We start from the raw sequence: 20,068 nt of genomic DNA, 5'->3' as shown, positions 1-20,068 counted from the left end.
CACAGCCATTGGGGCAGATTGCGAAATTGAGCATAAATCTGCGAACGGCAGCTGCTTCGGAATCGGTCTTGGCGAGTACCGCAGTCCCTTCCGTCGGGATTTGGACTATGCTAGACTTTCTCTATGAACTTCGCTGGCCAGATGACCGGATGTTGTACCGCCTGTATGTGCGGTATTCCCCTGTCTTCTGGCATGAAGCGATTGCAGAGCTAAATAGAGTTTAGTTTCGCAAAGACTTCAATATGACCCACCGCCAGAGACCGCTGGCAGGTGGGTTTTGTTTTTGGGGCCAATCAATAAGGAGAAATCAGAGTGAGCGTTCCAGAGATTCAAGCTGAAGAACTAAAGCAACGTCTCGATCAGGGCGAAAATCTGTTCCTGCTGGATGTGCGCGATGAGTACGAATATGAGATATCCAACATCGGAGGCCACCTGATTCCTTTGGCGCAGCTTTCGAAGCGTTTGAACGAGTTGAATGCGGGCGAGGAGATTATTGCCGTTTGCAAGATGGGACCACGCGGTGTGAAGGCGGTCGAATACCTCCAGCAGCATGGCTTCAGCAAAGTTTCAAATTTGCGGGGTGGAATCCACGCCTGGTCGGATAAGGTCGATCATAAAGTCCGCAAATATTAGAGACGTGTTTTGACATCCACTAGGCTGAGTCGGACTTGCCTGGTGATGATGCACGTGCGATTTCCTTTCCCCCCTGTCTCAGGTAAAATCTCTGGGCGATGTGAAAGCGTTGCATAAAGGAGCCTTCCTGTGGCAGAAGCGACTACCCGTACATCTCTCGGCGAACAATCAGCCTACCAATTAGCCAATGTGACAAAAACAGCCCCCATTTATGGGGCGGTCACGCCAAGGTGGCTTGTCCGGTTGTTGGACTGGAAGCCGCTGGAGGCGGGTATCTTTCGACGGAACCGTGTCGTCGAAGAAAAGCCCATTGAGGTGCTTTGCGGCCATGTGGATGAGTCTGAGATTCCTCAGACCTATGCTGAATACGAAACCGCGCCGCGCGAGTATCGCCTGAGCAGCATCAACGCCCTGATCAATGTTCAAACCCGCGTCAGCGACCTCTTCAGCAATCCTTACGATCAGGTCCGGGAACAGTTACGAGTCACTATTGAAGGGGTGAAGGAGCGGCAGGAGAATGAACTCCTGAACAATGCTGACTACGGGTTGCTCAACAACGTGCCCGATTCTCAGAAGATCTCGACCCGCAAAGGGTCTCCTACGCCGGATGATCTGGATGAATTGTTGACGAAGGTGTGGAAAGAACCGTCCTTCTTCCTCGCGCATCCGCGCTCGATTGCAGCCTTCGGCCGTGAATGCACGCGGCGCGGCGTTCCACCGCCCACCGTAACTCTCTTCGGCAGTCCCTTCCTCACTTGGCGCGGTCTTCCCCTGATTCCCACGGACAAGATCCACGTTACTGGCAAGGTGCCGAAGTCGAAGATCCTCCTAGTCCGTGTGGGAGAGCGCAAGCAAGGCGTCATCGGTCTCTTTCAGCCCGGTCTGACCGGAGAGCAGAGCCCTGGCCTTTCTGTGCGCTTTACAGGAATCGACAACCGCGGGCTTGCTTCCTATCTGATTTCTCTCTATTGTGCAGCTTCTGTCTTGACCGACGATGCGATCGCGACACTCGAGAACGTCGAAGTCGGAAACTACCATGAGTACAAGTGATCCGGCCCAACTTTTCGTAGCCCCTGACACAGACCCACGAGCGGCGACAGCTCATCTCCCCTCCGGGGCGCTGTCAGGGGACGTACTGGACCCTGTAGCTCTGGCCCGTATGGCAAACGATTTTTTTACCGCGCTTCCCGACTCACTGGATGTGCCATCGAATCCGCTGCCTGCCCATGCAGTTTCAACGGATCCTGCGTTAGTGTCAGTTCCTGCGACAGTGCCAGCCTCTCCTTCGGAGATATCGCTTCCATCGGACCGGCACTTCTCGGGGCTCCCTGCGAGCATCGGCCCAGCCTCCTTTTCTCCGGTGACAGCGCCTGCGCAAGTAACGCCTCCGGCTGTACCGGGAGTGGTTGGAACCGCCGTCTCCAATTTTGCTGCAGAGGTTCCATCGTTCTCGTTTCTTCAGGACGCCCGCCCTATTTTCAGAGATCGGAACACTCTACCGGATGGGCCAAACCCCAGGGTGAGTCCAGTCTCAGCGTTCGTCCCGCAAACCGCTTCGGCAAGTGCGCTACCTACCGATTTCAACCGTGACTTCTTCGCACAAGCGATCCCGCCATCGCAACCTCCTGCAAGCGGGCTACCTAGTGCTCCAAGCATTGGTGACGTGTCTCCTGTCCCTACGTTTTCGTTTCTTGAAGAGTTGCGCCCTCTATTCTCGTACCCTCCAACAGTCCCCGGCCCGGTGCCCGCCGCGCCCGAGACCGCTCTATTCGGGAATCCTTCACTGTCCTATCTCGAGCTGCCTCACGAGTTCAGTAGATCGCCCGAACTCACCGATTTGGCAGAATACGATTCATTTGGGTTTCTTGAAGGCAACCGCAATCTGTATTTCGTTGAGCCCACCGCCAACCTCGAACCCATCGGCATAGAGCCGGACGTTCCACGCAATCTGAATCTCTCCTCCTACCCTTTCGACGCAGAGGCCATCAAGCGTGACTTCCCTATTCTTCGCGAACGAGTGAACGGGAGACCTCTGGTGTGGCTCGACAACGCCGCCACTACGCAAAAACCGCAGAGCGTCATTGATCGGCTGAAGTATTTTTACGAACACGAAAACTCCAATGTTCACCGTGCTGCACACGAACTTGCGGCTCGAGCAACAGATGCTTATGAATCCGCACGCGAGAAGGTTCGGCGTTTCGTCAACGCATCTTCAACACGCGAGATCATCTTTGTACGCGGAGCAACTGAGGGCATCAACCTTATCGCTCAGAGTTGGGGACGGCGCAATATCCAGAAAGACGATGAGATCGTCATCACCTGGCTCGAACACCACGCGAACATCGTTCCGTGGCAGATGCTTTGTTCAGAAAAAGGGGCCAAACTTCGAGTCGCACCCGTCGATGACAGTGGACAGGTGCTGCTCGATGAGTACGAAAAGCTGCTCGGACCAAAGACTCGTCTCGTCTCCATCACGCAGGTCTCGAACGCATTAGGCGTAGTCACGCCGGCGGACAAAATGATTGAAATCGCCCACCGTTATGGCGCGACCGTTCTACTTGATGGAGCGCAGTCGGTCTCCCACATGCGCGTGGATGTACAGGCCCTGGACTGCGATTTCTTCGTATTCTCCGGGCACAAGGTCTTCGGCCCAACCGGTATCGGAGTGGTATACGGCAAGCCCGAAGTTCTCGAATACATGCCACCCTGGCAGGGTGGTGGAAACATGATTCAGGACGTGACCTTCGAAAAAACCCTCTACCAGGAACCGCCGCAGCGCTTCGAGGCAGGCACCGGAAACATTGCCGACGCGGTCGGGCTCGGGGCTGCTATCGACTATCTGGATAGGGTAGGCATGCACAACATCTCGCGGCACGAGCATGAACTGCTCGTGAAAGCTACGAGCGAACTCGTTCGCATTCCTGGACTGCACATCATCGGAACAGCGAAAGAAAAAGCTGGTGTGCTGTCGTTTGTGCTCGATGGCTTCCGTACCGAGGAAGTCGGTGATTACCTCAACAAGAACGGAATTGCTGTCCGCTCTGGCCACCATTGCGCACAACCCATTCTTCGTCGCTTCGGGCTGGAGAGTACTGTTCGTGCCTCGCTGGCTCTATATAACACTCATGAAGACATCGACAAACTTGTGAGTGCAGTTTGGAATTTGCGCCTGGGACGAACGTCGATCTCCTGATCGTGGCGTGACGGAGGACATGTGGGGTGACAACCTACATGCCGAGTATTCTTGCAAGAGATTTGCAACGGTGATTTGGCGCAGGAGGCGAAGATCAGTACGTCTCATCTTCGCAGCTTCCGCCAGAGCACAGGCAAGACGCCGTATCAATATCTGCTTCATCAGCGCATTGAGCGTGCGCGATCGTTAATGCGCGACGATCGTACGCCTTCGACAGAGGTGGTACTGGCGAGCGGCTTGGAAGCCATGACAAACAGGTGTGCTGATCGCGAAAACCTGACCCCAAAAAACTAAGCAAAACCGATGAGTGGTTAGGCAATTGAGGTAGATGATTTTACCGTCGCGATGACAAAGTCAAGAAACGCGCGCGTCTTTGGCGGAAGATAATTACGAGAGGGATGTAGCGCATAGAGAGGAAATCGCTCATCGAGCCAATCAGGAAAGACCACCTCTAAGCGTCCGCTCTCGATCAGCGATTCGATTCCAAGTTCCAGCAGCTGTGCAATACCGTAACCGGCGAGGCAGACCGCGTGAATGGTCGCAACATCGCTGAGCAACAACTGTGCGTTCGAGCTGATCTCAATTTCCTTACGGCCTTGCCGAAAGGCCCATTCGTAGGCGCGCCCGGTTTCAGGGTCGCGAAAATCAATCAGACGATGATCGCCTTCCTCAAGCTCGGAGGGATGCTTTGGGCGACCCGTTCTTTTCAGATAAATTGGCGATGCGACCGTGATAACTCGTGTGTCGAGGAGTTTTCGCGCGACAAGTGCCGATGGACGGGGCTCGCCGAAACGGATGGCAAGGTCGAAGCCTTCTGCGACCAAATCGCCCAACCGGTCACGTGTAATCAGTTCGAGTTTGAGTGCCGGAAACCGCTTTAAAAATCGACTCAATTGTGGCCCAAGAATAAGCTGCGAGATGAACGGATCCATATTGACCCGCAGGGTTCCCCGAACAGCGTCTTTAGAGGTTGTTACCGAGGCCGCTGCTTCTTCCAATCCAGCGAGCAGCGGAACGATTTGTTCATAGAGCCTGCGCCCCTCTTCGCTCAAGGTGACTGTCCGGGTGGTGCGTTCGAGCAGACGTACACCGAGGCGCGCCTCTAGACGCGCGATCGCACGGCTCACTCCCGACTGCGACATGTCCAGCGATTTGCCGGCTACGGCGAAGTTTCCGCTCCTCACCACAGCAGTCAGGACATTGAGTCCGTTCAGGACACGATCATCAAATCTCATAGATTCATGATAATTAGTCATAGGCAAAATGCGAAAAGTTCTGGCGCTTCGTCCTTGCTGGCCGAGTCAGATGTACAGGTCGTACAGAACGGAAAGCGCAGCATTGATTCAAACGCTCTCCCGACCATCGAAAGGCAGGAGGAACCGGAAATGTCAGTCTGGAATGGATGGAGAGTCGTAATGTTTTGCGGGCTGGTAACAGGAGCCATTGCTGCGGGTCGCGCGCAAACGGCGGGTTCTAAGCCAACCAACGCGGCTCTTACTTTCAACGGAGATGGAGCACGGCGTTTTAAGGACATACATTGGCCGGATGGCTTTCACCCTGAGCAGGCAGAACTGTTTGCTCACAACGAAATTGTCGTTCACGCATCCTGCGAGAAGGTCTTCTCCGATATCGTTGATGCTAAGGTGTGGCCGTCATGGTACCCGAACTCCCACAATGTTAAGGTGCTAAACAGCCCGGATGGAAAGCTCCACGAGGGAGCGGGGCTTTCGTGGGATACCTTCGGTGTACACATTGAGAGCTTGGTGCATGAGTTCGTTCCAAACAGCCGCATCGGCTGGTTTGGCAATGGCACTGGAATGAACGCCTATCACACGTTTCTTCTATTAAAGACGGACGAAGGCTGCCACATCGTGACGGAAGAAGTTGTGAAGGGGCCCGGTGCAGTCGAATTCCGCGAGAGGCAACCCAACGCTATGCACGAAGGGCATGATCTGTGGCTGCAAACTCTCAAACAGCGGTCTGAACAGTAATCAGAGGGCGACGAACCTTCAATCGTTCGGTTTATTGTTCCCAGAAAGGAGATATTTATGGCTCGTGTTTTCATTACTGGATCATCCGATGGTCTAGGTCTCACCGCCGCACAGCTTTTGGTTGAACAGGGCCACAGTGTGGTATTGCACGCTAGAAGCCAACAACGGGCAGATGAGACTCAAAATAAATTTCCTGCAGCAGAATCGGTAGTCGTCGGGGACCTCACAAGCATTGCCCAGACAAGATACGTCGCCGATCAAGTCAATAATCTTGGAATCTTCGATGCCGTCATTCATAACGCGGGCATCGGCTACCGCGAGCCAAAGCGAATGGTCACTGAAGATGGCCTGTCGCATCTTCTCGCTGTCAATACGATTGCACCATACATCCTGACAGCGCTGATCACTCGACCAAAACGACTTGTGTATCTGAGTTCGATGCTGCATAAGAACGGCGACCCAAGTTTAAACGACCTGACCTGGGCGGACCGACCGTGGTTGGGACAGCAGGCTTACTCCGATACGAAGCTCCATGATGTGCTATTGGCATTCGCTGTTGCCAGACGGTGGCCGGGCGTGCTTTCAAATGCCCTGGAGCCAGGTTGGGTGCCCACCAAGATGGGCGGTTCAAGCGCTACAGACGATATGGATCAAGCGCATCGCACCCAGGTATGGCTTGCAGTAAGCGATGACCCTGTTGCTTTGGTGTCTGGTGAGTACTTCTATCACATGGAGAAACGGCATCCGCATCCTGCTACGCGTGACGCCGGTCTCCAGGATCGACTACTAAACTTCTGTTTCCGTGTGACAGGAGTGGAACTTCCATCCTGACCGACACTGTCCAACATCAACCTCGCATCAGCGAATAACATCTGAAGAAATAAAAAGGAGAAACAAAATGTACGCAATCATGGGTATTAGTGGAAGAGTTGGAGGCGCCATCGCAGAGAACTTATTGGCGCAGGGCGAACAAATTCGCGCGATCGTTCGGAATCCTGAAAAAGCCGCACGTTGGAGGGAACGGGGAGCAGAGATTGCGATTGCTGACGTCGACGATCCGGACGCACTGGCATCCGCATTCGCGGGAACGGACGGTGTGTTTCTCATGGTCCCGCCAAACTTTGCGCCGGCGCCCGGCTTTCCGGAAACGCGCAAGACTCTCGCGGCCTATCATGCGGCTCTCGTAAAGGCTCTGCCCAAAAAGGCGGTATACCTTTCTTCGATTGGAGCCGAACAGACCAGCGGGTTGGGACTTATCACCAGTTCGCATCTTCTGGAGCAGACGCTCGGAGATCTACCCATAGCCCACGCATTCCTGAGAGCTGGCTGGTTCATGGAAAATCACGCATGGGACGTTACTACCGCACAGTCAGAAGGAAAGATATTCTCTAATCTTTATCCCCTGGATCGCAAATTCTCACTGGTTGCTACCGCTGACATCGGCAAGGCTGGGGCGGATGTGCTGCGCCAGGAGTGGAAGGGCACTCGGCATATTGAGGTTGCAGGTCCCGAGCAGTATTCCCCCAACGATATTGCACATGCATTGAGCAGCTCTCTCGGACGTACCATCGAAGCAGTTGCCGTTCCACGTGAAAAGTGGACGGAGTTCTTCGTCGGTCAAGGCATGCCGGAAGGTCGGACCGAGCCTCGCGCCGAGATGGTCGATGGATTCAACTCGGGCTGGATTCATTTCGGTGTGGCGGGCACTGAACACATCACAGGCACTACAAGCCTGACGTCGGTGATTGCAAACCTTGCGGCAAACGGAAGCCAGGAGGCATAAGCGCCCGTAGGCTCGACATTCCGGTGTCGGGCCTACGGGTCTGACAATGTCGCTTCTGTGAGTTCTGGCCGCGGTCCTTCAGGAGTATTGACAGGTGGTTTATCGTTGCCGAGATCCGTTCATGAGCTAGACGAACTGTCCTTAACCTGGAACTTAGCAGCCTTGAGCGCTCTAAACTCCTGAGGCATGCCGCCGCCGTTGACTCAATCTCTCATTAGCGTCCTCTGCGTACACCGCGTGTGGCACCGCCTCCGCGACTCTGAAACTGTTCGAGCTGATCTCCCCGTGCGCGAGAGCGTGAATCACTTTGTAACTGCCCCATAGTGTCTGACGAAGCTGAACTACGCGGAGTAGCTTGGGTAGGAAGGGAAGCTGGCTGGCTCTGAGACCCTCTCCCCGCAGCGCGAGGATTCGTTGAATCCAATCCGCTCCCCGTTGTTGAAGGAGTTGTTCCTCTTTGCGCAGCTGGAGCCGAAGAATTTGTAGATCGCGATTGAGAAAGCTGATTAGGATTATTTGAACTCTGTTTCTGCTGCCGCGTCTGGTTTGCACCGGTGGATGGGTCTACCGGCGTCCAGCCACCGTTGTCATACTTACTCCAGTTGCCGCTGGAATCCTTTTTATAGACATTTCCGTCAGCTCCAGCGTAGACATTGTTGTTATTCGCATCTTTCGCAACAAAACCACTGTTTCCGTTAGCGCCCGAAAAACCAGCGCCAGCACTCCCCTTGGAGGTCTGGAAAGACCCAGCAGTCCCGTTGCTATTCGTTACATGCTGAGCCTGAGCCCAGTTGTCCCCGTTTGTAACTACAGAACTTCCCCATTGGCTGTACTGATTATGACCTTGCGAGGTTGCGGCATAGGTTCCAGTCCACGGGTTATAGCCTTGGGCATAGGTATGGCCACCGTAAGCGTTTTGAGTAGTGACTGCTCGCCCATAGGCTCCGGTACTTGGGTTATACCAGGCCGCTGTGCCTGCGGAGCCGTACGGTCCATACACGGCGTGTCCCACCCCATAAGCTCCGGTGTATGGGTTGTATACGGCAGCTACTCCGTAGCTGTAGGGGTATGGATAGTAGACAGGGTGAGGTCCCCAATAAACATAAGGCGGATAGTAATACCCAGTCCCATACACAATCGCTGAACCAACGGTCATACCCACTACGAACACTCCAAGATAGCCGCTCGAGTAACTTGTCTGCACGGTAGTCGGTGTTGGATTCGAGACAATTACGTATGTCACGTTGTACATCGGTGAAGTCGGTGGGGTGGTGTAGATGACCTGCGGCACCGAATCTGCGGTCTTCCATGGTCCACTCGGGCTTCGAGACACGAACCAAACGCCCTGAAAACAGAGGTAGTAAAGATCTCCGACACGAATCACTTTGTCTGACGTGTTCACCGCGTAGGACATGGTCGTAGTTGGTATAGGGTCAAACTTGGGTGGTCCGGCATAAGCCACTTTGACCTTTGCCTCCGCGGCAGCACGATTCACAACTGCTGTTGTGGGCACTTGGGAGAGCAGCACCGCATCGCTGGCCGCCTGGGTTCCGGGCACGGAGACGAGAACACTGTAACAAGGGCTCGACCTTGGGATCATTCTGAAGTCGGCGGGAAGAGAATCGCCTGCGTAGGTCCACTTGCCCTCAAGACTCGGCGCGCGGAACCATCGCCCCGATATCAGAATGTAGACCTGACCGTCCGGTTGATGAACGAACACCTTGCTATCCGTATTCGTCGCATAGTTGAGATTTGTGCTGGGAATCTTCAGGTAAACCGGTTTGCCCCTGAATACAATCAACTCAGAGGGCTTCTCCGCGAACAAGACCTTAGGCACAATCCCCGAAGTTGAACTTGGCGGCACAGCCTTCAGAGCATCATCCCAGTTCTGGTGAATTGGAAGTTTCGCCATATCCGGCGGCAGTTTAGCAGTCACAGCCCACGGGCCCCGCAGATCTTTGGCTTTGAGCCAGGTCTTTCCGCTCAGCAAATAATAGTCGGATTTGTCAAAAAATAGATCCCAGTTGGTGTTGACGACATACTCAAGACTAGTCCCTTCAATCGGAGCCAATACAGGTTTCCCATCAACCACAAGCACTATCGCGGGCGACATGGTTACCAGAATTGACGGCACCTCCGGGCTTTCCGATATCGACCGCACTGGGTCATTCACTTTCTCCAGACTGGCAATCATTCGCGGCAGTCCGATAGTGAGCGTCATGGTTGGATAAAGCTGATGTGCACGTTTCTGCATCTCTGCTTCCTGCGCCGCATTGAGCGAGGGAAACCGTGCATCGAGCACTTGAATGTTGCACACATAAACCGTCTGCGCGCTTACGTTGGTGATCGTATCGGCGCGCCACGAGATGACGCCAAGTATGGGCTTTTGCCCTTTGTCCGTCACCGAAACGGCGGTATCAGCGACCATCGTGCGGTATTTTTGCCAGGCTTTGAGTTGTGGCTGGTAGACAACCAGATGTACGTCGCCCCGGCCAAAAACCCTCGGCCACGGTGGAATGTTCGTTGAGGTTTTAGCGGGCTTACTGCTTGCAGGGGCGATTCCCTGCGCGGTGGATGAGATGGCCCCAATCAGGAGACAACTCGCAATCGCAAAGACCAGACAGCATCTTGATTCTCTCAAAACGGCCTACCTTATTGAGGTTTGAGATTGGTGGTATCTGGCCTGTTTTCGTGACGACGAGTGTATCCGATAGAACCAACTTGTGGAATTGGTTTTTTGCTTAAAACGCTTCGGGTCGTTTGTAAATGACGATTCACTTGAACGCTGGTACTCGCCGAGTCTCGTCACAGCGACACTCTAGATGCTGCCGATCGTCAGAGCTGCGACTCTAATACGAATCAGTGCCGATAAACGTTCTCCTCTTCACGCGTCTGATAGGACCGATAATTAGGTTCCCTGTGTGTGAGGGGCCGGCGTGAGAGCATCTTCTTAATGAGTCCAAACAGGCGGCGCAGACATCGATTCTTTGTCAACTCTTGACAATAAACGTGAATACCTTGTGTCGTGGATCAGGGAGATAGCAAAAGAAGTAATGGCAAACGCGACTGCAGGGTTCGCACGCACTTTTCGGGCTTTTCGTTACCGCGACTTCCGCTTGATGTGGATCGGAGCATGCGCATCCACCATTGGGACGTTTGTGCAGCAGTTCGCACAAAGCTGGTTAGTTTATGACCTCACGAAAGACCCGTTCTATCTCGGCTTGGACCTTTTCTTGGGCCAGCTTCCAATCATGATGTTCTCGCTCTTCGGCGGCGTCTTTGCAGATCGCATGGATCGCCGGAAGCTGCTACTTGCCTCGCAGTACATCCAGATGGCGTGCGCGTTTCTCTTGGCGCTTTTGTTCGCATTCCATGTCGTAAAGGTATGGCACATTCTCGCACTGTCATTCGTCGTTGGCCTTGGGCAATCCTTCGGTGGCCCTGCGTACTCTTCGCTTTTGCCGACGTTGGTCGGGCCAGAGGATCTATCCAACGCGATCGCGATGAACTCAGTCCAGTTCAACCTTGCCCGAATCATTGGTCCGACGCTTGGCGGCTTGACCTACACGACGCTTGGTGCAACTTGGTGCTTTACTCTGAACGGTTTCTCATATTTGGCGGTGATAGCGTCGCTTTTTCTGATTCAGGTGAAGTTCGTCCCTACAAAGACAACTGACTCTGTCTTGTCGAGCATGAAAGAGGGAATTCGCTTCATACGACAGCGGGACGGAATGAGCGCACTGGTTGTCCTGGCATTCTGTACGACGCTGTTTGGCTTTTCTCTCAACGGCTTTATTCCGGTCTTTGTTCGCGATGTGTTCCACAAAGGGCCGGAAACCTACACGCTGCTGCTCGTCTGCTCAGGCGCCGGTTCAATCTGTGGCGCTCTGGCTGTTGCGACTTCAGAAAGATTGAAGGGGCAGGGGCGGCTAACCCTCCTGATCCTCGCCCTATTGGGGTTGATTACAGCCGGATTTGCCGTATCGAGATGGCTTCCAGTATCTTGCACTTTGATGTTTTTCGCAGGGGCGGCAGTGATGGCGTCTGCATCCTTTATGCTCTCTCTGGCGCAACTCATCTCGACGGATGCAATGCGTGGCCGTGTCATGAGTGTCTACAACCTCGCGTTCCGCGCCGGCATTCCGCTTGGAGCGCTCGGGCTCGGGAAACTCATACCTGTATTTGGAGTTTCAAAGTCGCTGGCCGGCGCTGGCATTGCGCTAACTAGCCTGAGTCTCTATTTCCTTGTCTCAAGGAAGGATGAAACGTTTCGTTCATCTCGCTCCGGCCGCCTTTAGCCGGAGAGGCAGTACGTCTCTAGCTTCATCGGTTGGGTAGGTATGCGAAGTCGGCTTATGAGAAGCAGAACGACAAGTGCCGGATGACGGGCATCTTGGACAGCGGTTGGTCGTACTCCGCCCTTTTCATAAAGGGTTCTTTGTGCAATGGACAGAAAATGTTTCGTTCTGCTTCAAGATTCGCCCTCGCTGCGCGGTAAATTGAGAGCCAATGAGTCAAGTGATTGAGTACTCCACCACGATCAAGGCGCCCTCTTCTGAGGTGTGGCGCGTTCTGACGGACCCCAATTTGATGAAGCAGTGGATCGCCGAGCAGGAGATGCGGGTCAGGATCATCACAGACTGGAAAGTCGGAAGTCCAATCATCGTCGATGGACACCACAATAATGTGAACTTCGAGAACAAAGGCACTGTCTTGCACTTCGAGCCGAATTCACTTCTTCGCTATAGTCATTTCAGTTCTCTGTCCAGACTGCCTGACAAGGCCGAGAACTATACCATCATCGAGTTTCGGCTGGCGGGAACGAAAGAAAACTCCACATCGTTGAATGTCACGATCTCCAATTTCCCTAGTGAATCGATACTCAAACACTTTGAGTATTACTGGAGAATCACAATCGAGGTCATCAAACGGTTCATCGAGAGCAGCCGGCAGACCACAACCTTGCAGGTGTGAGATTGACGCGTCTGCTCGTTGAGTGTTGCGCAAAAGAAGGGCTCCAAGAGAGGGGGCAGCATGAAAGCGCCGCCCCCCACACAGTGGATACCAGAAATCGCCTTTACCGCGCGATGATCTTCGGATCCAGTCATCAGAACGAGATCTTGAAGTATGCTTGCCCTTGCCGTGGCGCATTTTCCTGGCAGGGTCTGCTTCCTCCACTCACAGGCGCGGGCTCAGCTCAACGCAGAGAGCCGCAAGCCGACTCTCCGCGCTTGCGGCTGCGGGTCCTTGGGGGTTACCAACGACCCTGGTGCGATCCACCGTCAACATGCAGCACCTCGCCGGTGACGTTGCGTGCTTCGGTTACGTAAACAACGGCGTCGACGACGTCGCTGACGCTGGAGATTGTACCCATCGGCGAGAGCGTTTTTAGGAAGTCCTTTGGGTTGTTTACGTGCATTGGAGTGTCAACAATCCCGGGTGCTACGGCGTTGAAGCGGATGTGCTCTTTCGCATACTCGGTCGCCAAACTGCGGGTAACAGCTTCAAGGCCGCCCTTAGTGATCATCGGTACGGACGCCGATATACCGGCGATCGGGTTGACAACCTGCGAAGAGGTGATGGTGACGACGCTGCCACCTTTCTTCTGCGTAAGCATCTGCTTCACAGAGCCCTGCGTCACGTACAGAAACCCTTTGAGGTTCACAGTCGAAAGCGCCTCGAAGTCGTCCGTCGTGAATTCCGTGAAGGGTTTGGCAAAGAAGATGCCAGCGTTGTTTACCAGAGCGTCGATGGAACCAAATCTTGTGATCGCAGTCTCCACAATCTTTGCTGCGACCGCGCTCTCTCCAATGTTGCCATCAACAAGCGCGAGTTTCTCAGACTCACGAAAGGTGCCCGAGCTGATAATGTTTCGCGAATTTGCCACCACGTTATACCCGCGGTCGAGAAACGCCTGCACCACACCCGCGCCGATACCCTGAGATGCTCCAGTTACGATGATTGTTCCCTTGCTTGCCATGTCCTTCTCCTTGGTTCCGACGGTTATCCTCGTCGTACACAACAAGAGATTCGGCTCGCATTGATCACGATTCGTCGTAAGTTTCGATCAAATGATAGGCATGAACTATCTATCCATTGATTAACGGAAAAGGGTCTTCTCACGAATGGAGGGAAGTTCTTCTTCGAGTAGTTGAAGGAACAATTTGAGAGGGACTGAGGGCTCCCTTTTTTGCCATGCGGCTACGAAATCGATACGAACGTCGTCAGGTTGCAGACGGAAGAACGAGACGTTGTCTGCGCGCAGGTTGCTGGCTGAGGCGGGAATGATAGCGACTCCTTCTCCGGCCTCGACAGTGGCGAGCACAGAGTTCATATTGTTCAGCTCGTTTTGCAGGCGGGGTGAAAATCCATTGTCGTTGCAGACACGAACGATTGTGTCGAAGACCGCAGGCGAGCTCGACCGCTGGAAAACGATGAACCGTTCCCCCGCGAGATCTGCGATCCGAATCCGTTTAGCACGGATCTTGCGCGACTTACATAGAGCTGCGACTAATGGTTCACTGAAGAGCAGGCGCGTGTCATAGTGGACCCGGCGGTCGGCCGACAGCGGACGCGTAAACGCGATGTCGATCTCGCCGCGATCAAACGCAATGTCCTGGCCCCCGGGCACATCTTCGACCAGGCGCATCGCAACGCCAGGATGACGGGCCTTGTACTTGCGTATTAGGTCGGGGAGAAACAGACAAGCTGTAAATCCCATGAAGCCTATCCCAAGCGTGCCGATCTCCCCTTTGGCGGCCCGTTGCGCAGTGGTTATGGAGCGCTCCGCCTGAGCGAGCGTCTTCAACGCTTCCTCGTAGAAAACTTGCCCCTCTGGTGTGAGCTTGGCGACACGTCCCTCGCGCGCGAACAATTTGATCCCTAGTTCGCCTTCAAGATCTGCCACAGCCTGGCTGATAGACGGTTGCGCAATGTAAAGATGCCGAGACGCTTGGCGGTAACCCTTCCACTGGACAATTGCAGTGAAATATCGGAGATGCCGCAGTTCCATCTGATAGTTCCTTCCTATCGATTGATTAGAACATGCGGACAATCAGTAATCACGCACATTGCCTTGCATCAATGCCCACCAGTCCCACCCGGGATATATGCCTTTTCATGAACAGGGCAATTTGGGCTCGTGAGCAACACATAGCCCCGGAAGCAATCGCCATGGTCAGTGCAACAGCAAAACGGCTATGCGCCTTCCCATATTCATCTTGCATTTGAATTTAATTCGATTGCTAATCAGACATCTCAAAATCACCTTCATCTGATCTCGAAATGAAGGTTTTGAATTTCAGTGTAAGCAGATTCGTTTGTTGACCTGCCCGAAATGCTTAGCGAATAGACACCGGGTTCAAGGGACGCCGCCGGTATCAGCAACGGGACTGTGTTTTGTACGTTCTCTTTCGACAAAGAGAACGACAGCATTTTTCTGCCCGCTAAATTCGAGATGTCGCATCGATATTCGCCGATAGCCTCACGCGGCGGAAAATCAACAAGCAGGAGAAAGGGCTTTCCAGGTTCGATCTTGAGCGCCGTTTGAACGCTACCTCGTGCGGTCTTGTCGGTCAGTGAAAAATATTGCAAGGCTTGAGGTGAGGCGGAGCTGCGGAGCCTCGGGATCACTAATATGTTCTGGTACAAGATGAACGAGAAGCATGCAACGGAAGCTGCAATTGCGTAACCTATAGGTTTCCATCGATTAAGGATAGGTAAAACCTTGGGTTTGGGTGCTCCAATTCGATCAGAGACGATCACCCTTCCGGCAAGTTCAAGAAACGCGGAGGTACTTCGCAAATCGCTGACGCATTCGCCGCATCCGAAGTAGTGCTCTTCGAATTCCTCTCGTTCCGAGGCGGAGAATTCCTTCAGCAGGTATCTTTCTACGGCTTGACTCTCTACTGCTTCCCTATGATCCACAAATCACGCCCTCATTGGATGGTGAAGCTCGCCCACTAAACGTTTCATTTGCCAATCAGTGATTCAACTAAAGTACAACAGGAGGGAAGGGTGAGGATTCACAAACGATTTATTTTCAGTTAGTTATTCGATATCTAACACTCAAATGGGGTCAGCTCGGCAGCTTGGCATAGAACTGGCTATCGCAGAGACGACGGTCAGCAAGAGGGCGAGTACCGAAAAAGGTCAAGTTGATCGCTTGAATCGATTGTTCTTAGGAGTCATCCCGAGTGCTGTTTGACCTCAAGGCGCGACGTTTTTATCCGGCAAATTCGTATGATTTAGGCATCACATACTTCATCAGAGGGGGATTATGCTTTAGCCGTCCCTCTTTCTACGTGCCGTTGGCGGTGCGATTGAGATGAAAAATCGGACTGCCGCAGAGCAATATAGGCTGTCGCTGCAACTTTCTTCAGACAGCTAATGGAAACAAACCGGCCAATCTGAAGGCAAAAAAACAGCGGCAATAGTTGACGTTGGTGGCTTGGCGTTGACGACCCAGCGTAGGGTCTTCGTTAGGAGTTGCCGAAAGATGTATTCATCGTCTGTAATGGATTGTTCACAATCGGGCTACTCCGATCCCTACGTTGAAAACCCAGCCTCGAAATCTGCTCGATCCCATTTCTTTTGCAAAGTTTTATATCGACGACACTTGAAACGAATCTCACGTTGAGCCACTATACTCGGAGACTTCAAAGCCGAGATGTCTAGTTCGATCGAGAAGGCAATGTTAGATTGGCCATCCGAGGCTAGATGTCGACAGGAGCGGAGATACAGATGGGAAAAAGAATTTTCTTATATCACGCGAATGGATTCGCGCTCGGTGGCAGGATCACCCAGCCTGTTGAACAGGAGATTAACAGTCATGCAGCCACGGCTCTCTCGATTGTGGGTGGTCTCGCCTCGGCAAAAGCAGACAGCTATCGTCTCAAAGACCTGATCTCTTACCGTTCGGCGCACACCTATATTTCGGGAATCCAGAACAATGACACCCGTCACAGTACGGTTGTGAATACGGTTGTAGAGGATCTCAATATTCTGGATGTGATTACTGCAGATTCAGTGGTTGGCAGGCTGTCCTCAACTCACGAAGACGGCCAGCCGGCCAAAATCATTCCCTTGGGTAGTACCTTTCAGAATTTGAAGATTGCAGGAAAACCGGTTGAGGTCGATCTCTTCGATACTGTCTTTGCGCATCATTCAACACATTCCTCTCTGGTCGATCACTTTCTCGGCAAGTGCAAGAGTAGTGACCCTTGCGCAGGATTCACTCCGCCGACTCAATTGCGATACGAGTGGGGTCATCCAGCTGCAAACATGCCGGACACTTTGAAGGAACGTCTACTAGCACCGCCAATCCCTGGTTGGCAGCAGTCGGGATCCCATTTGTACTGCAGTTTGGTGCGGTCCGTGCGAGAAGCAAGTCCATCCGGAGCGGTCAATGCACCACCTGTCCCTTATGCCCACGCTATTAAAATTCCCGACGTTGGGCGGCTCTACTTGGGCGAACTTACCTCCTCGGAAGATACAAAGCGGCTTACGATGATGCGCCTTGAACTAGGGAGCCCTGTTGTCGGGAGTTTGGCGGTGTCTGGTTTGGAAACCAACGGTAAGTGGTTCCCGTAGAATAATGTAACCATATGGACTTTCATTCAGGGTAATGAACTCATCCACGGACTCTCGAAGAAGCGAAATGTCGAAGATGAGGTCAGCATGGGGTGCGACTTCTTTAAAGCAAGTGCGTGTAACGCTCCTCTCGTTTATTTGCTTTCTGTTTGTAGCCTGTCGCCCTGGAGTCAAGTCGACGCCGAAGCCAACGTTCGAGGACGCGGAGTTGAAGTTCTCACAGGGTGATTTGGAATCCGCATCGCATGAAGCGGACGTCACATTACAGGATTTGAACGACAAACAGTCCAAGGAAGCTTGGCGGCTTCGCTTTCTCAAATCTGAGATTCTAATCTGGCAGGGATACTCCCGCGACGCGGTGAATCTGCTTACTCCGATGCCAAATTCCGTTTCTTCGCAGTCCGACCTTGCTGCGTTTCGATCTGTATTGCTTGGATCGGCCTACAGTAATCTCCAAATGTTTGACGATGCGGACCGGGAATTTGCTACCGCCAAGACGCTAAACTCTCCGGAGGTGCGTGAGGTAACCTGCAGATTATTACTTGGCGAGGGTCGATTAGCAGCTCTTCATCACGAGTCTGCGAGATCAGACCAGATGTTCCGGCAGGCGGCTGAGATTGCACACCAACAGAACAAACCGGTTCTCGAAACGAGTGCATTAGGCAACCTTGGCATGCTGAACATGCAACAGCACCGTTATGCAGAGGCTGCTGACTGGTTCAATGAGTCCATATTCTTAGCTCAATCCCATAACGCGGAAATTACGGCAACAAGAGCCCTCGGCAACCTGGGGTGGGCCTATCTAAAGATGGGTGATCTGGATCGAGCTTTCGAAAGTTTTTCTCAAGCGGAGACCATATCCGAGCGGCATAGCATGATCACCGATGAACAGACCTGGCTTATGAACGCTGCAGAGGTACAGTTTCTCCGCCGAGATCTTCCAGAGGCGGAAAAATCCTATTCACGATCTCTTGAGTTAGCGAGGTCTCTGAATGATCGGCAAGAGGTGATCTATGGGCTGCATGGATTAACCAAAATTGCACTCGCAAAAAAGCAATTTTCCCTTGCGGAGCGCGATAACCAGGAAGCAGCTGCTTTAGCAGATGCAATCGGGAGTCAGAACAGCAAGCTCTACACGAAGCTGAACAGCGCCAACGAAGCGTTTGCAACCGCACAGTACATCGTGGCCAATCAGCTGTTTCGGGAGGTGGTTAGTAACGCAGGCGACGACATCAGTCTGGAGGCAGCCGCTTTGGACGGCCTGGGCCAGACAGAAGACAAACTCCAGCAGCCGGAATTGGCCGACAAGCATTACAGATCGGCGATTGCAGTTCTCGACAAGGAACGAGAGTCTCTCGGTCGAGAAGAATTTGAGCTTTCCTATCCTACGAACGCTAAGGACGCTTATAACGCTTACATCAAATTTCTAATGGACCGGGGTCGATCGAATGACGCCTTCGCTGTAGCGGAATTGCATCGTGCCAAAACACTCACGGAGGGCCTGGAACTGCAAGGCGGCTTTAGTAGACAGACGGCGTTGAGCGTTGCCGACACCCAGCGGGTCGCATCGCGTCAGCACCGGGTAATCCTCGTTTATTGGCTCGGGCCGGGACAGAGTTATCTTTGGGTTTGTCGGCCTGACGGTTCGCAGGTATTCGTCCTTCCGGGTGAAGATCAGATTGGTGCAATGGTCGAACGACATCACACACGACTTGCTGGATCGTTTAAATCCCAAAACGCGGACTATACCGACGGCCAAGAACTTTACAAAATGCTCATTGGCCCGGCGGAGCGCTGGATTACGCCGGAGGCGCGGATAACCATCCTTCCTGACGGAGTTTTATGCGGATTGAACTTCGAGACCTTAGTGGTCGCTTCACCGAAGCCACACTACTGGATTGAGGACGTCTTCATCTCGAATGCCAATTCTACAGTCTTGCTATCTGCAGGTGCGCGTTCAACATCGCGGCGATCGGCAACGCCAAATAAAACGCTCCTTTTGATCGGGGATCCTAAAGCGCCCAAATATTATCAGCCGCTCGCACATGCTGGCGATGAAATGCGGCTCATACGAGGCCACTTTAGCGCAGAACAAGAAACTGTTATTTCAGGCACGGACGCTACTCCGACGGCCTATTTCAATGCGAAGCCTGAGACTTTTTCGTTTATTCATTTTGTTGCCCATGGAACAGCAAGCCGCGTAAGCCCACTCGATTCCGCCGTCGTTCTTTCGCAAGACGGGAGTTCATTTAATCTCTATGCGCGCGATATAGCAAAGATGAAGCTGAATGCCAGGCTAGTAACAATTTCAGCTTGCGACAGTGCGGGCAGCAGAATCTATTCCTCTGAGGGATTGGTTGGACTTTCTTGGGCATTTCTTAGAGCTGGAGCACATCAAGTACTTGCTGCACTGTGGGACGTGGACGATACGTCGACCCCCCGCCTCATGAACAACTTCTACTCCGGTATAGCCGAAGGAGAAGAGCCCGGAGTCGCGCTGCGGGCAGCTAAACTCGAGCTTTTACGGTCGCAAACTATTTATGCGAAACCGTATTATTGGGGGCCATTCGTTCTCTATGAGGGGGCCGTCACTGGAGAGCCCTAGTTTGAAGTCTTTCAACCGGCCTATCTCCCGGTAGCCAGTTACGAACTTGTGAGATCGATGACAGAGATCGAGCTCACCGAAAGCTGGCTCTTTCGTAGTCTTCGCCATGTCGAGAGAAGAAGCTCTACGATCCGGAAGATGTTTACCTCCAGGGTCGAGAACGTGAGGTCGAGCGGATCAGTCAGGGCCTTCCGCTACGCATCGAGTTTCTTGACGAGACCGACTCCGCCGCGCGTTGGAACGTAAACGGCGCTCGATGGGTTTGTAAATTG

At 53.2% G+C, this 20,068-nt stretch carries 16 protein-coding genes; 11 read left to right on the top strand and 5 right to left on the bottom strand.

The window, feature by feature from the left end; all coding sequences use genetic code 11:
* Positions 1 to 312: 312 nt before the first annotated feature.
* The 4 genes from RBB77_RS00290 to RBB77_RS00275 all read left to right on the top strand — a co-directional run bounded on the left by RBB77_RS00290 (position 313) and on the right by RBB77_RS00275 (position 4,120).
* Positions 313 to 633: a rhodanese-like domain-containing protein gene (locus tag RBB77_RS00290; RefSeq protein WP_353064190.1), complete on the top strand. Its 321-nt coding sequence runs from the start codon at positions 313 to 315 to the stop codon at positions 631 to 633.
* A 129-nt stretch (positions 634 to 762) separates the two neighbouring features.
* Positions 763 to 1,683, top strand: a complete 921-nt coding sequence (locus RBB77_RS00285; protein ID WP_353064189.1) for a family 2A encapsulin nanocompartment shell protein — start codon at positions 763 to 765, stop codon at positions 1,681 to 1,683.
* A complete protein-coding gene (locus tag RBB77_RS00280; RefSeq protein WP_353064188.1) occupies positions 1,670 to 3,826 on the top strand; it encodes a family 2A encapsulin nanocompartment cargo protein cysteine desulfurase in 2,157 nt (718 codons plus the stop codon). The genes RBB77_RS00285 and RBB77_RS00280 overlap by 14 nt, the downstream gene beginning before the upstream one ends.
* Positions 3,827 to 3,877: 51 nt before the next feature.
* Positions 3,878 to 4,120 carry a helix-turn-helix domain-containing protein gene (locus RBB77_RS00275; protein WP_353064187.1) on the top strand — a complete coding sequence of 81 codons (243 nt, stop codon included), beginning with the start codon at positions 3,878 to 3,880 and terminating at the stop codon, positions 4,118 to 4,120.
* 17 nt (positions 4,121 to 4,137) lie between these two features.
* Here the strand turns inward: RBB77_RS00275 and RBB77_RS00270 are convergent, their stop codons facing one another.
* Complete coding sequence (locus RBB77_RS00270; protein WP_353064186.1) at positions 4,138 to 5,082, bottom strand: LysR family transcriptional regulator; 945 nt, start codon at positions 5,080 to 5,082, stop codon at positions 4,138 to 4,140.
* 129 nt (positions 5,083 to 5,211) lie between these two features.
* Between RBB77_RS00270 and RBB77_RS00265 the strand changes: the two genes are divergently transcribed.
* From RBB77_RS00265 to RBB77_RS00255, 3 genes are all read left to right on the top strand, one after another.
* On the top strand, positions 5,212 to 5,817 hold the full coding sequence (locus tag RBB77_RS00265; RefSeq protein WP_353064185.1) for a hypothetical protein: 606 nt from the start codon (positions 5,212 to 5,214) through the stop codon (positions 5,815 to 5,817).
* A gap of 57 nt (positions 5,818 to 5,874) precedes the next feature.
* On the top strand, positions 5,875 to 6,648 hold the full coding sequence (locus tag RBB77_RS00260) for an SDR family NAD(P)-dependent oxidoreductase (protein WP_353064184.1): 774 nt from the start codon (positions 5,875 to 5,877) through the stop codon (positions 6,646 to 6,648).
* A 67-nt stretch (positions 6,649 to 6,715) separates the two neighbouring features.
* Positions 6,716 to 7,600, top strand: coding sequence for an NmrA family NAD(P)-binding protein (locus tag RBB77_RS00255; RefSeq protein WP_353064183.1), 885 nt, complete (start codon positions 6,716 to 6,718; stop codon positions 7,598 to 7,600).
* A 214-nt stretch (positions 7,601 to 7,814) separates the two neighbouring features.
* Here RBB77_RS00255 and RBB77_RS00250 read toward each other — a convergent pair whose 3' ends face one another.
* On the bottom strand, positions 7,815 to 10,241 hold the full coding sequence (locus tag RBB77_RS00250; protein WP_353064182.1) for a hypothetical protein: 2,427 nt from the start codon (positions 10,239 to 10,241) through the stop codon (positions 7,815 to 7,817).
* A 412-nt stretch (positions 10,242 to 10,653) separates the two neighbouring features.
* On the opposite strand from RBB77_RS00250, the gene RBB77_RS00245 reads away from it, so the two are divergent.
* Both RBB77_RS00245 and RBB77_RS00240 read left to right on the top strand, forming a co-directional pair.
* Complete coding sequence (locus RBB77_RS00245; protein WP_353064181.1) at positions 10,654 to 11,898, top strand: MFS transporter; 1,245 nt, start codon at positions 10,654 to 10,656, stop codon at positions 11,896 to 11,898.
* A gap of 211 nt (positions 11,899 to 12,109) precedes the next feature.
* On the top strand, positions 12,110 to 12,574 hold the full coding sequence (locus RBB77_RS00240) for an SRPBCC family protein (protein ID WP_353064180.1): 465 nt from the start codon (positions 12,110 to 12,112) through the stop codon (positions 12,572 to 12,574).
* Positions 12,575 to 12,854: 280 nt separating this feature from the next.
* Here the strand turns inward: RBB77_RS00240 and RBB77_RS00235 are convergent, their stop codons facing one another.
* The 3 genes from RBB77_RS00235 to RBB77_RS00225 all read right to left on the bottom strand — a co-directional run bounded on the left by RBB77_RS00235 (position 12,855) and on the right by RBB77_RS00225 (position 15,526).
* Positions 12,855 to 13,580 (bottom strand): SDR family NAD(P)-dependent oxidoreductase, encoded by a 726-nt coding sequence (locus RBB77_RS00235; RefSeq protein ID WP_353064179.1) that lies wholly within the window; start codon positions 13,578 to 13,580, stop codon positions 12,855 to 12,857.
* A 120-nt stretch (positions 13,581 to 13,700) separates the two neighbouring features.
* A complete protein-coding gene (locus RBB77_RS00230; protein WP_353064178.1) occupies positions 13,701 to 14,612 on the bottom strand; it encodes a LysR substrate-binding domain-containing protein in 912 nt (303 codons plus the stop codon).
* Positions 14,613 to 14,869: 257 nt separating this feature from the next.
* The gene (locus RBB77_RS00225) at positions 14,870 to 15,526 is read right to left on the bottom strand and encodes a hypothetical protein (protein WP_353064177.1); all 657 of its coding nucleotides are present in this window, start codon (positions 15,524 to 15,526) and stop codon (positions 14,870 to 14,872) included.
* An 816-nt stretch (positions 15,527 to 16,342) separates the two neighbouring features.
* On the opposite strand from RBB77_RS00225, the gene RBB77_RS00220 reads away from it, so the two are divergent.
* Both RBB77_RS00220 and RBB77_RS00215 read left to right on the top strand, forming a co-directional pair.
* A complete protein-coding gene (locus tag RBB77_RS00220; protein ID WP_353064176.1) occupies positions 16,343 to 17,191 on the top strand; it encodes a choice-of-anchor P family protein in 849 nt (282 codons plus the stop codon).
* A gap of 208 nt (positions 17,192 to 17,399) precedes the next feature.
* The gene (locus tag RBB77_RS00215) at positions 17,400 to 19,796 is read left to right on the top strand and encodes a CHAT domain-containing protein (RefSeq protein ID WP_353064175.1); all 2,397 of its coding nucleotides are present in this window, start codon (positions 17,400 to 17,402) and stop codon (positions 19,794 to 19,796) included.
* Positions 19,797 to 20,068: the final 272 nt, after the last annotated feature.

The organism is Tunturibacter psychrotolerans (assembly GCF_040359615.1).
GTDB classification, from domain to species: Bacteria; Acidobacteriota; Terriglobia; order Terriglobales; family Acidobacteriaceae; genus Edaphobacter; species Edaphobacter psychrotolerans.
The sequence above is the reverse complement of the archived record's forward strand: the minus strand, read 5'-3'. Positions and strand labels throughout refer to the sequence as shown.